The organism is Marinomonas pontica (assembly GCF_026191375.1).
Classification (GTDB): Bacteria; Pseudomonadota; Gammaproteobacteria; order Pseudomonadales; family Marinomonadaceae; genus Marinomonas; species Marinomonas pontica.
In genome coordinates this window covers 61,543-74,601 of sequence record NZ_JAODTL010000050.1, presented here as the reverse complement: position 1 = coordinate 74,601, position 13,059 = coordinate 61,543, and the positions used below count along the sequence as shown (strand labels likewise).

General features: G+C 47.3%; 11 protein-coding genes. 6 read left to right on the top strand and 5 right to left on the bottom strand.

Annotation, left to right across the window (positions count from 1 at the left end; genetic code table 11):
- Window positions 1-232: 232 nt before the first annotated feature.
- Complete coding sequence (gene pdxR / locus N5P32_RS13910; protein ID WP_265729631.1) at window positions 233-1,723, bottom strand: MocR-like pyridoxine biosynthesis transcription factor PdxR; 1,491 nt, start codon at window positions 1,721-1,723, stop codon at window positions 233-235.
- Window positions 1,724-1,828: 105 nt separating this feature from the next.
- Here pdxR and N5P32_RS13905 point away from each other — a divergent pair, with 105 nt between their 5' ends.
- Together N5P32_RS13905 and N5P32_RS13900 are read left to right on the top strand one after the other, a co-directional pair.
- Window positions 1,829-2,506 carry a pyridoxamine 5'-phosphate oxidase family protein gene (locus tag N5P32_RS13905; protein ID WP_265729630.1) on the top strand — a complete coding sequence of 226 codons (678 nt, stop codon included), beginning with the start codon at window positions 1,829-1,831 and terminating at the stop codon, window positions 2,504-2,506.
- Window positions 2,507-2,776: 270 nt separating this feature from the next.
- A complete protein-coding gene (locus tag N5P32_RS13900; protein WP_265729629.1) occupies window positions 2,777-4,183 on the top strand; it encodes an alanine/glycine:cation symporter family protein in 1,407 nt (468 codons plus the stop codon).
- Between the two features lie 75 nt (window positions 4,184-4,258).
- On the opposite strand, the gene N5P32_RS13895 is transcribed toward N5P32_RS13900, so the two are convergent.
- Entirely contained in the window at window positions 4,259-4,474 is a 216-nt protein-coding gene (locus N5P32_RS13895; protein WP_265729628.1) for a DUF2798 domain-containing protein, read from the bottom strand.
- Between the two features lie 236 nt (window positions 4,475-4,710).
- Between N5P32_RS13895 and N5P32_RS13890 the strand changes: the two genes are divergently transcribed.
- Window positions 4,711-5,517, top strand: coding sequence for a TSUP family transporter (locus tag N5P32_RS13890; RefSeq protein WP_265729627.1), 807 nt, complete (start codon window positions 4,711-4,713; stop codon window positions 5,515-5,517).
- 225 nt (window positions 5,518-5,742) lie between these two features.
- Here N5P32_RS13890 and N5P32_RS13885 read toward each other — a convergent pair whose 3' ends face one another.
- The gene (locus tag N5P32_RS13885) at window positions 5,743-8,634 is read right to left on the bottom strand and encodes an FAD-binding and (Fe-S)-binding domain-containing protein (protein WP_265729626.1); all 2,892 of its coding nucleotides are present in this window, start codon (window positions 8,632-8,634) and stop codon (window positions 5,743-5,745) included.
- A gap of 247 nt (window positions 8,635-8,881) precedes the next feature.
- Between N5P32_RS13885 and N5P32_RS13880 the strand changes: the two genes are divergently transcribed.
- The gene (locus N5P32_RS13880; protein WP_265729625.1) at window positions 8,882-9,658 is read left to right on the top strand and encodes an FCD domain-containing protein; all 777 of its coding nucleotides are present in this window, start codon (window positions 8,882-8,884) and stop codon (window positions 9,656-9,658) included.
- Between the two features lie 26 nt (window positions 9,659-9,684).
- Here N5P32_RS13880 and aroE read toward each other — a convergent pair whose 3' ends face one another.
- On the bottom strand, window positions 9,685-10,575 hold the full coding sequence (aroE, locus tag N5P32_RS13875; RefSeq protein ID WP_265729624.1) for a shikimate dehydrogenase: 891 nt from the start codon (window positions 10,573-10,575) through the stop codon (window positions 9,685-9,687).
- Window positions 10,576-10,690: 115 nt separating this feature from the next.
- Window positions 10,691-11,980: an MATE family efflux transporter gene (locus tag N5P32_RS13870; RefSeq protein ID WP_265729670.1), complete on the bottom strand. Its 1,290-nt coding sequence runs from the start codon at window positions 11,978-11,980 to the stop codon at window positions 10,691-10,693.
- Between the two features lie 437 nt (window positions 11,981-12,417).
- On the opposite strand from N5P32_RS13870, the gene N5P32_RS13865 reads away from it, so the two are divergent.
- Window positions 12,418-12,621 carry a hypothetical protein gene (locus N5P32_RS13865; protein ID WP_265729623.1) on the top strand — a complete coding sequence of 68 codons (204 nt, stop codon included), beginning with the start codon at window positions 12,418-12,420 and terminating at the stop codon, window positions 12,619-12,621.
- Window position 12,622: 1 nt separating this feature from the next.
- On the top strand, window positions 12,623-13,048 hold the full coding sequence (locus N5P32_RS13860; RefSeq protein WP_265729622.1) for a group II truncated hemoglobin: 426 nt from the start codon (window positions 12,623-12,625) through the stop codon (window positions 13,046-13,048).
- Window positions 13,049-13,059 lie beyond the last annotated feature (11 nt).

Below are 13,059 nucleotides of genomic sequence, written 5' to 3'. Positions count from 1 at the left end.
TTTATCCATCCAAGTTACAAAAAACCAAAGTGAAGTTGCCGCTGTTACTCGCTTCACACGAATTTACGTGTGCGAAATATAGCAAAATTTATACAGCCATACAAAGCGTAGTTTAGCCTTTGTTCCTATTTGCTTCACCGTCTTTTTAGAAAAATTCACATTCTTGTCTTATGGAAATTTGACTAATTTGTGCCGGAGACCGCAAGACTAGCACTCTTACAATACAAATTCCTTACAATTTGTACGTCTTATTGTAACTCATGTTTTCCTTACACCACTGCTCTAATGCGACAACAATTTGCGCCATTGTCGTTTCAGTTGGCCCACTGAACCCCAACAAAAAACCAAAACCGCGCTCGTCTTGCGACAGGGCCGAAAAATGCAGCGATAAGGGCGACAGCACTATTTGTCGATTTACCAAATCCTCAGCGATGTGTTGATCAATGGCTTGCTCCGTCGATATGGCGGACAACACATCGGCTTTTATCATCAACAAAATATGCATGCCACCGCGAGGCTTTTTCCATTCAAACCAAGGAGATAAATGCCGGTCGAGTAAAACAAGCAACGCATCTCGTTTCAGTCGATAATGACGACGCATTCGATTCACATGACGATCAAAATGTCCTTGGAGCATGAAATCCGCGACCGCAGGTTGTATTGGCAAAGACGCCGACGCCCCTAACACGCGCTGGCTTTTCTCTATTACCGCAACATGCTTGTTCGGTGCGACAATAAAACCAAGTCGCAAACCGCGGAACAATACCTTCGAAAAACTTCCCACGAAAAAAACGCGTTCCCGCGCGGCATCATGCACGCTCGCCGTCTGCATAAAAGGCACATTGCTGCGCCCTTGATACACAAACTCATTGTCGTAATCGTCTTCTATAATCCACCAGCTTGGCGACGCATTCTGTAACCTTTGCAACCATTGCTGACGACGCGCAGCACTGATGCTTACACCCAGTGGGTATTGTCGGTTGGGCGTGATAACCGCCACATTCGATGCCAACTCACTGTCCACCAGACAAGGGCCTTCTTCATCTATGTTCAACGTGCCCGCGATGCCCTTATGAAGCGCTTCACGAATGGGTGGGTAGGTGGGATTCTCAATCCACCACGCCAAAGACTCACCAGCCAACATGGCAAACGCGCGCTGCAAAAGTAACAACGAATCGCGACTGCCTGCCGTCACAATGATTTGTTCCGCAGAGCACTCCAAACCACGCACGCGATATAAATAATCGACAATCGCGTTTTTTAAGTCAGGGTAACCCGTAGGATAACCGCCTTCTAACACCGTCAGATCCGGCGACAACCAACTACGGCGCATACTCGTTGCCCACTCTTTAGTGGGAAAAGCCGACACATCCACGCCCGCATCAAACGCCCACCTTGTTGACATTGCTTTCTGATCACTGGACGGCATCGTTGGTTTAAGCGCCGCCGCCCGATCACCAAGCATAGGCAAAGCGGCCACAAACACACCACGCTTTTCTTCGCTGGTTAAAATGCCTTCCGCGATTAACTGATCATAAGCCCGCGATGTCGTCGTACGAGAAACCCCTAATGCGCTGGCTAAAAAACGCGACGAAGGCAGCTTATCGCCAATTAACAACGCGCCCGACCGAATGCCGTGCTGAATTTGCTCTGTGAGCTGCTGATAATACGGTGCGCCTTGCTCGTCCAAAGACAAGCGCAAACTGGCAACGGCATAGTTCATATCTGGCCTTTTACTTTATCTCTATTCTGGCTCTTTTTATAAAAGCCAGGCTACTCTACATTCACCTTATAAACCGTCATAGACAAAGACACAAGGAAAGCCACCATGAGCGAAGCAACACAGTCCACATTAGATGGAACAAGGTTAAACAAAACCGATTTAAGTCAGGTAAAGCGCGGACCCAACCGCGCAACCTACGACAAACAAACGGCGCTGAATATTATCGACTCTTCGCTTATGTGCCATGTCGGGCAAACCAGAGAAGGGCAAGTTTTTGTGACACCCACTTGCCATTGGCGTGATGGTGACTACTTGTATTGGCATGGCCATTCCAAAGCTCGAAATGTAAAAGGGCCTATTGATGCACCAGAAAAGGTCTGCATTAACATTTCACAACTCGATGGTTTAGTCATGGCGCGTTCTGCTTTCCATCACTCCGTCAACTATCGTTCAGTAACCTTGTTTGGCGTACCAGAATGGATTGAAGACCATGAAGAGAAACGTCGCCAATTTGAGATTTTCCTAGAAAAAGTCAGCCCGGGTCGATGGACGCAATTAAGACCGGTCAATGACACCGAAATCAAAGCGACAGGCTTAGTCCGAATAAAAATAGAAGAGGCCTCAGTCAAATTCCGAGCAGAGCCACCGATCGATGACCCAGAAGACAAAGACTGGCCAGTTTGGGCGGGCGTTATCCCATTAGAAAAATCATGGGGAGAAGCAGAACAGGATCCAATACAAACAAGCCAGTTTGATTTACCCACTAATCCAAACGCGTCTTAAATTAAACGAAAAGCTTTTGCGATGGCGACAAAACGCCATCGCAAAAGTTCGCCAAAAGACCCTTTCATGACACACAATTCACTTTTTATGCACTTTTTAGGTGCGCAAAAAAGTTTTTCCTCTTGCGGTTTCCCATTAAATCGCTACTCTTGCACCCTTTTTAAGCGTCTGCGCGTTTCTTAGTGTGTCTTTTTTATCCAAAAGGGCACTCTAAATTCAACCCACGAACAATAAAACCATCGATATTATCGAGTAACGGGAGTGCCCTACATGGCAGCAATCATAGACTTTCTGAACACTATTTTCTGGGGCTATATCCTAATTTACGGACTGTTGGCGGTCGGTGTGTATTTCACCTTACGCTTAGGATTCATTCAGATTCGACGTTTTCCAGAATTCATTCGCACCGTAATGAAAGCCCCACAATCGGATCGTGGCGGTATCTCTCCTTTCCAAGCCTTATGCACCAGCCTCGCGTCTCGCGTTGGCACAGGCAACATGACCGGCGTCGCGGTTGCTCTCTATTTAGGTGGCCCAGGGGCCATTTTTTGGATGTGGGTAGTGGCTATCATCGGCATGGCAACCGCCTACGCAGAAAGCACCTTGGCTCAGCTCTACAAAATGCGTGATCAAAATGGTCAATTGCGCGGCGGTCCAGCGTTTTACATCAGCAAAGGTTTAAAAGCCCCTTGGGCGGGTGCGGTGTTTTCACTTGCGCTTATCTTAGCGTTTGGTCTGGTTTTCAACGCGGTTCAAGCCAACTCTATTGCAGGCGCAATGGAAGGCGCATTTGGCATCGACACCAATGTCACTGGCATTGTGATCATGCTGTTGGCGGCGGTTGTTATCTTTGGTGGCATCAAGAAAATCGCGCGTTTTGCTGAAATCGTTGTGCCATTCATGGCGGTGTTGTACTTGCTGCTCGCTCTGTATGTCATCTTTACTAATATCTCTGACGTGCCAGCGGCGTTCGCGTTAATCTTTAAAAGCGCTTTCGGTATCGAACAAGCCGCAGGTGGCGTTTTAGGCGCCATGCTAAACGGTGTTAAACGCGGTTTATTCTCGAACGAAGCGGGCATGGGTTCTGCGCCAAACATTGCCGCGGTGGCAACTCCGAACCCGCATCACCCTGCCTCTCAGGGCATGGTTCAGTCTCTTGGTGTGTTCATTGATACCTTGCTGATTTGTACCGCAACGGCTTTGATGATTCTTTTATCTGGCGCTTTGGGTAATGGTCAAACGGGCATTGCCTTAACGCAAACGGCATTGACAACTCACATCGGCAGCGCAGGTCATTACTTCGTAGCGATCGCGATCTTCTTCTTTGCCTTCACGTCCATCATTGGTAACTACAGCTACGCAGAAAATGCACTGACTTACCTAAAATGGGCCAATAAACCAGGTATCTTTGTTTTGCGTGTATTGGCGCTTGCCATGATCCCATGGGGCGCTTATGAAAGCGTGGCAATGGTATTTAACGCCGCGGATGCGGCAATGGGTCTAATGGCAACCATCAACTTAATCGCCATCATGATGCTATCTGGCTTGGTCGTAAAACTGACCAAAGACTATTTCGCTCAATTAAAGACCCATACACCGGTGTTTAATTCAGACGATTACCCAGAAATTCGTGACGATATTGACCTAAGTGTTTGGGACGAAAAACCAAGCAAATAGGGCGGTTAGATAGTCATTTGTTTCTGATGCAAAAAACGCGACAGGCAACCCAAAGCTCGTCGCGTTTTTTTGTGCTTACAGCTTGGCCGCTATTTTATGCGCCAAACCGTGCAGAAACGGTCCCGCAATAAACGAAATTATCCCTGCAGCCGGCCACGCCAAGACCCATGCATGCATCCAAATAGACACAAAGTCGGATCTTACTCCAATGTTCACATAGGTAATCCATGCCGACATCACCAGCGATAACGTAAACGACATTAACATCGCAAATATAATTCTGTGCTTCATTTTTCTCTCCTAATGCGCTTTTCATCTCTCTATCGTTCGTACCGATCAATAAAGTGCCCCGACAAAAAGCAGTTAACCGACTCAAGGTCACCTCAATATTAGAAAACAACAATATGCGTAAATATACTGATTTCTCAAAATAAACTTCGCACGAAACCTCACACAGCAATTTCTTCAACAGCAACTTTGGTTACACTAACCCTTATCATTTATTCTTCTAACGACAAAGGGTGCTCATGGAACACTTACTCTGGTGGCAATACGCCTTAATCGGCGCCATTTTTATATGGAGCGGCTTTGTCCGCAGTGGCTTAGGATTTGGCGGCGCCGTACTCGCTTTGCCTTTCCTATTGTTGGTAAAAAACGATCCTCTGTTATTTTTACCGATTATTTCCATCCACCTTCTGGTGTTTTCTAGCTGGATTGCGTGGCAAGGATCAAGAGTGACAAAACAACAAGCCAAGCTCGCAGCAGAGCGGGGCGAAGCACCACAAGAAGCACAGGGCAACATTGCATGGGGTTATTTAAAAAAAGCCCTCGGCATCATGATAGTGCCGAAACTGATCGGCGTATTTGGCTTATTAACCTTACCTGGCAACATAGTCACCGGCGTGATTTTTGTCATCGTCGCCGTTTTTGCTGTGTCTTACATATTGAATAAACCGTTTTATACCAACAACAAATTCCTCGACACCATTTTCCTTATGCTTGGCGGTTACGTCAGCGGCACCTCCTTAATCGGCGCACCGCTCATCGTCTCCGTCTTCGCCACCAAAGTCCCACGCCACCAACTGCGCGATACCTTATTTGTACTTTGGTTTATCCTCGTGATGATCAAAATGGTGTCATTCCTCATCGCAGACATCGACCTACAACTGATCCATCAACTTTGGTTACTGCCTTGCGCCTTGCTTGGCCACGTCTTTGGGCAAAAACTCCATAACCGCATTCAAAAAGCCGAAACACCCGTCTTCTTCCAATTCGTCGGCTGGGCGCTACTCATCGTCTGCGGATTTGGCTTGTACTCGACGTTTATGCTTTAAGGTTTTTCACTCGCCTTTAATGGAGCCGCTTGTAGTTAGCTCGGTCACCAGATCAACTCTCGCTCCGGCGCTAAAGCGCAAACATCCGCGAGATGTTGATCTGGTGACATTCGCTAAATAAGTGATAGTTTCGAACTGCTCAAGCGTTTCAAGAGGACGTTTTGCGCTGACGACGTCAGTGACGCAAGCAAAACGTCCTCTTGATAAGCGTGACTGAGCGGCTAACTAGGCGGGTGAGGACTCAGACAATTGATCCACCAGATAGACGATGGATTGATATTCGATGCCGCTGTGTTCCGATAAGCCGATCTCGCAAGTACGGCTGTTGGAGTAGCCTGCTTCACAGCCTTCTACGGCTTTGGCTAGGGTTTTCAAGGCGCTGGCGTTGAGTTCGGGTGTGGAAAAGCCTTTGTCGCCAGCAAATCCACAACAGGTAATGTCTGGCGGAATCACCACGTCATCGGCAAGTTGGTGAGCCAGTTGCACGAAGCTGTCGGCGAGTCCCATACGGGTTGTGCTGCACGTTACATGCAGCGCAATTTTACCGAGCTTTTCCTTCACCGTGAGATTTTGCATGACATGAGCCGATACAAAGCCAACTTGCTCATGAAGTTCTAAACAAGGATCAAGGCTTTCCTGCATTCGTAGCAAGCAAGGGCTGACATCGCAGACGATTGGGATTCGGCCATTATCGCTCGCCGCTAGCAGTAACGTGTTGAGATCGTTGGCTTTTTGATTGGCTGCGTCGAATTGCCCTTTGGACTGAAACGCCATACCGCAGCATTGACTGTCGATATTATTAGGTACAGTGACTTTATAGCCTGCTTTTTGAAATACAGAGAACATCACCTCCATGACGGAGCGTTTATCGTCGGCATTCGGCCCCGCGCCCATGACACGAGTCGCACAGCTAGGGAAGTAAATGACTTCTTTTTGTAGGTCATTGCTTTGCATATCATCACATTGCAAGACAGGAATAGACTTCAAAGATGACGCGGCGTTGGGCATCTGTTTATGCCACTTCGGCACAGCACCATTGGAAATTTTATTCATCGCTGAACTAATGGTTGTCATGCCTGAATCGCCAATAATGCGACGCGTGCCGCTGGCAAGGTTGAGGCCAACTTTTGCTGTTTTGGTGACGCCTTCAAAATGATCGGCAATCCAGTAACCGACTTTGCTTTCAGGATGGCGATCATGGCGAAGTTCACGGGTTAAATCGCCGGTATTGATGCCAACGGGACACTGCATCGAGCATAAGCCACAGCCAGCGCAGGTATCAACGCCTTGATAATCATAGTCTTTTTTCAGTTCAGTAAGACGCTTCGGATCTGTACCCATTGCGGTCAATCGCTGAATCTCGCGCCACATCACAATGCGCTGACGAGGCGTTAAGGTAATGGATTTGGATGGACAAGAGGATTCACAAAAGCCACATTCGATGCAGGTATCGACTTTGTCACTGGCCTTTGGCAAGGGTTTGAGATTCTGGACATGCAAGTTGGCATTGTGCGACAAAATTACATCGGGGTTCAGCAAGCCTTGCGGATCAAACGCACGCTTGATTTCCCACATGATGTCGTAGGCTGCTTTGCCCCATTCCAGTTCCACATAAGGCGCCATGTTACGGCCTGTGCCGTGTTCCGCTTTCAACGAGCCCTTGTATTTCACCGCGACCAATTGCGCGACTTCGTCCATCAGTTGTTCATAGCGCTTTACTTCCTTCGGATCATCAAAACCTTGGGTAAAGACAAAGTGCAAATTGCCTTCTAACGCATGACCAAACAAAATCGCTTCACGATAACCGTGTTTTTGAAACACGCCTTGTAGCTCCAAAACGCCTTCGGCAAGTTTTTCGACAGGGAAGGCCACGTCTTCGATGATCACCGTGGTGCCAACAGGACGCACCGCACCAACGGCAGGGAACAAGCCTTTGCGAATCTTCCAATAGGAATCGTAGATGACTTTGTCTTGGGTAAATTCAATCGGGTTCAGTGTTGCTTGGCCGCTTAACGCTTGTTTCACCAAGGCCAAATTGGCTTCTAATTCTTCGGCATTTGCAGCGCGTACGTCGACCAATAAACCCGCCGCTTGTGAGCCAAGAGACGACAACAGTTCGGGCATCCCAGGTTTGCCTTCCACGGCACGTAAACCAGCACGGTCAATCAATTCTACCGCAGAAACCGGTGAGCTTTTTAACGCCGTCACCGCTCGGCAGGTGACTTCCATATCCTCAAAGAAGATCATCGCCGCGGCTTTAATAGGGTGATCGACCACGGTTTCATAGGTAACTTCGCTGATAAAGCCCAAAGTCCCTTCGGAACCGATCATCAGATGCAGCAAGATATCAAACGGATCATGGTAATCGGTTAGGCTGTTTAAGCTGTATCCTGTGGTGTTTTTTAAACGGTATTTGTGTCTAATTCTTTCAGTTAATTCGCTATTAGCCCGCACGCTTTTAGACAAACGATTGAGCGTATCGAGCAAGTCAGCGTTGCGATTGCCAAACGCCAAACGGCTGGCCTCGTCCGCGGTATCTAACAAAGAGCCATCGGCAAAAATCAGACGCGCACTTTGGATAGTGTGATAGCTGTTCTGCGCTGTGCCACAACACATGCCGCTGGCGTTGTTGGCAGCGATACCACCAATCATACAAGCATTGATAGAGGCGGGGTCTGGGCCGATTTTACGCTGAAAGGGCGACAATAGTTGATTCGCGCGCGCACCGATAATACCTGGTTGAAGTGAAATATGATGGCCGTGTTCGTGGATCCGATGGCCTTTCCAGTTATCAGACAATTGCATCAAAATGGAGTCGGTGACCGCTTGCCCAGACAAACTCGTTCCTGCCGCTCGAAATGTCACTGGCAAATTGCGCTTTCTGGCTTCTTTCAGCACCAACTGCACTTCCGCTTCGTTATCGACTCGCACTACCAGCTGCGGAATCAACCGATAAAAACTCGCATCCGTGCCATACGCCAAGGTACGCAGTGGATCACGAATCAATCGAGATTCCTCAATCGCGCCGCTTTTTGCGTCTTTCAAAGCAAAATACACATCGCGATATTGAGCCGTTTTATGAGCAATTGAGTCTTTATCAGTGGTGGCTGTGTTCATCAGAAGTCCCACGGCGAGTCGCCTGTTTTTTATTCTTCATACTAAAAATTAACGCTAGACAAATTGGTAATACCAATTTACCTTTTAAATATAAGGCACAGTAAGAAGTCAGATAAACTTTGTCAACTGATAGTTTAGTCGATATTTCGTGAATTTTAGCAGCAAGATCAATTGGTTTTACCACTTTTAAACTTATGCACAGCAAGTGCTAAAGCCAACTTTATAGAATACATTTTTAGGAAAAGTCATGGAATCCAATCACTTTGGTCGCGTTAAGCAGCCTAAAATTTCCGACATCATCATGAAAGAGCTCGAAAGCATGATTTTAGAAGGCAGTTTTACGGCGGGGCAAAAACTGCCACCGGAAAGAGAATTGGCAGCGCGCTTTGAGGTGTCTCGTCCTTCGTTGCGGGAAGCCATTCAAAAACTGATCGCTCGCGGTGTATTATTCAGTCGTCATGGCGGCGGAACGTACGTTTCCGAGCAGCTAGGAACTTCCTTTGCCGATCCGCTGCAAGATTTGATCAGTTCCCACGATGAGTTTTTATACGACCAATTGGAATTTCGCGATGCGCTAGAAAGTCTCGCCGCTTACTACGCGGCGCTGCGCAGTACCGATGCAGACAAAACTAAGCTGACGCATTGTTTTAATCAGCTGATAGAAGCCAACCAAAACAAAGCTTTCGCTTTGGAAGCCAAGCTCGATGTGGAGTTTCACATGACCATCGCGGAAGCGGCGCACAATGTGGTGTTGCTTCACACACTTCGCAGCTTGCACGCCATGTTGGCGAAAAGCATTTCGAGTAACTTAAGGAATCTATTTGAGAAGCAAGCCGCTCGACAGCGCGTAATGGAACAACACACCAACCTTTATCAAGCCATCATGGATGGCGACGCCGAAGCCGCTCGCACGGCGGCGCATACGCATTTGGTTTTCGTGGAAGATAACTTATTGAAAATGCGCCAAGAAGAAACGCGGATCCAGCGCTCGTTACGCAGAAACGAGCACCAGAACCCGTTGTAAACAATCTTTGGGGATTCCAGTGACTATTATGTTTCTGTCCTTTCCAGATCATTGCTGTCCAGATCTGTAATGTCCAAAGCATCACTCAATGCGGCTTTCATAACGTCAATTGAAGGGACTTTTCCCGTCCAATATTCAAAAGCAATTGCGCCTTGTTGGACAAGCATCCCCAAGCCATTGACCGTCGTGCAGCCTTTAGTTTTCGCGGTTTGAATCAATCGCGTTTCAGGTGGATTGAAAATTCCATCTGCAACTACCATGCTAGATTTAATTGAATCTGTGTCTATATCTAGTTCTGCATCCACATTGGGATATAAGCCAATCGACGTCACATTGATCACCAAATCCGTCTCGGCAGGAATCAGATATTGCTTTATCCAAGCATGATATTCCGCGCCAGCCGACGTGTTATCGGCAACCAGTTTGGCAAGCTCTTCGCCGCGCTCTTGGTTGCGATTCACAATGGTTATGTGTGCCACGCCAGCCAAGGCCAGTTCAACCGCAACCGCTCGTGCCGCACCACCAGCGCCGAACAAAACCACACGTATATTGGTCAACTCTAAGCTAGATTTAACGGATTCAACAAAACCACGACCGTCCGTATTTTCACCAACTAGCTTGCCATCACGGTTCACCACAGTATTAACCGCACCAATGATACGAGCTGACTCGCCTAACTCATCAAGGTGATCAATAACCGACACTTTATGAGGAATTGAACAATTAAAACCGCGCCAATTCATGGCTTTCGCACCTAATACGGCGTTTTTAAGGTCCTCAGGCTGAATGTCACAATTAATATAACGCCAATCCAAACCCAAATTTCGATACGCGGCTTCCATCATCACGCCCGTGGGGTTTTCTAAGGCTGGCGTGGCAAAAGACCCCGTTAACTCGCTTAAGAAATGCTTCGACATACTGAATTTCCTCCATGTTTGGTGGCTGTAAAAAACACATCACCGCATGGTAACAAACCCAGTCGCCAGAAAAATTTCAATTGTTAACAGCGCCTTTTATAGCCAGTAAGAAACTTTAAGCATCCGCGAACCAAACGTTTTTCTTCATATTCTGCAGATAACACCAATACAAGGTGATGGCTCTGGCGAAAAACAACATGGCTTGGCTAAGCCATAAGCCATGATTACCAAGATCTTGACTAATAAACCACACAGGGAAAAACACGCCGACGACACAAATGATCATGGTGTTTTGCATTTGCTTTACGCTGGTTGTGCCAATGAAAATGCCATCCAACATAAAGGACCAAATACCCAACAGAGGAAAGAAGATCAACCAAGGTAGGTACAGAGCCGCATCGTCTCGCACGGTTTGTACATTGGTTAGTAAGGCAATGATTTGATTACCAAAAAGCCAAAATATCAGCATTAAAATAACTGCGGCAAACAGCGCCCAATAGGTAGAAAGCTGAATAACCTTCTTAAAATTGGCTTTGTCTTTGCGACCATAATATTCACCACACAAAGCTTCCACCGAGAAAGCAAAGCCATCCAAGGCGTTAGAAATAATCATCAAAAATGTCAGTAAAACCGCGTTGGCGGCAAGAATAGAATCCCCTTGTCGAGCACCTTGTGCGGTAAAAAATAACATCACTAATAACAAGAGAATCGTGCGTACAAACAAATAGCGATTCACTTTCACCAACGCCATGTATTCACGCCATTTAACTAAAACGCGTAATGGCACATGACCGGAAAAGCCTTTTAACTTATGCCACGCCAATACGCCAGCGACCGTGACGCCAATATAATGCGCAAACACCGTTGCCCACGCCACGCCGTCACTCGCCATGCCCAATCCATAAACGGCGACGTAATCGAGAATCATGTTAGCGACATTGATCACCAGCAGCATCCACAGCGGCCCTTTGGAATACTGCACGCCAAAGAACCAACCCATTAAGGCATAGCCGGCGAGCACCGCTGGCGCACTGAAAATCCGCGCTTCACAATACAAACGTGCCCAAGGTTCGACTTCCTCGCTGGGCTCCATCAAGGTAATCGCCAAATCAATCAAGGGCGCTCGGAATAGAATCAGCATGAGCCCGATAAAAACGCCCATCAAAATCGATTGCAGAAGCAGCTCTCGCACGCGTCGTTCATCGCCCTGACCGAGAGCTTGTGCAGTCAACCCCGTCGAGCCCATGCGCAAAAAGCCAAACGCCCAAAACAAGAAACTAAAAATGCTCGCGCCAATCGCCACCGCCGCAAGATGCGTTGCCGTGCCTAAATGCCCAACCACCGCCGTATCGACTAAGCCCAAGAGCGGCGTTGTGATATTCGACACCATAGGAGGCCACGCCATACGCCAAATTTTACGATTCAGTACGATATTCGCACGATATGAGCCGGAAATGGCCTGTAAGGATAATTTCGACATTCATGTCTCGCTTGTCGTTATGCTTTTTAGTTATTGGCTCTATTTTGTGGATACTTTATTTTCTGTGGGTAAAGTTCAATCAAACACAAATTATCGACACAAAATTTTTGTGGAAAATCATAGCAGTTATTCACATTGAGCGGCATTTTTTCCAAGATTTCAGGGTTTTCCACCGATAAAAGTCAACTCTTGACTGTTTTTTGCACTATTGATCAACTTACCCACAAAGCGATCGCCCATAATCGTTGGAAATATTCAACACGGCTAATGTTGGATAAGTGGTGCTTTTTTCCACAATCTGGCTCACATCATCGCAGAAATTTGCTAAACTCGCGTTTATTTTTTGCCGCTGGAGCAACCTTATGCCAAAACAATTAAAGCCCTTTATTGAAGGCTTAGCCGTCGGGTGCGTTTTCATCAGCATCACAATGTTATTCCAAATTCCTCTGTATATGAGCTTCATTATTGGCGCATTGGCCGCGTTAGGCGGCTATCGTAACTCGATCAAGATGGACAAAGAAAAAACCGCCAAGAAAGAACAAAACCAACCCAAAGACAGCGAATAAGATGACGCCTTCCAGTACACCCGTTTACGGAGAAGGCGACGCCACGTTACAAGCCGTTGGAGGGCTGACGGGGCTACAAACCTTGGTTGAAACCTTCTATCGCATTATGGAAAACACACCTGAGTTTCGGCCACTGTTTGATATGCATCCTAGCAATATCGAACTGACCATCGACAAGCTGGTGTCTTTTTTGTCCGGTTGGATGGGCGGCGAAAAGTTATTCTCGAAAAAATATGGGCCAATTAGCTTACCTCAAGCACACGCACACTTAATCGTCACCGAAAAAGAAAAAGCCATGTGGTTAAACTGCATGGCCGCTGCGCTCGATGAATTGGATTATCCAGAAGATTTGAAGGCATATTTGCTGCCTCAGCTCGCTTTTCCGGCCGAGCGCATTCGTCAAGTGAGTGCGGCGAGGCATAACTAAGAACTTGCAAC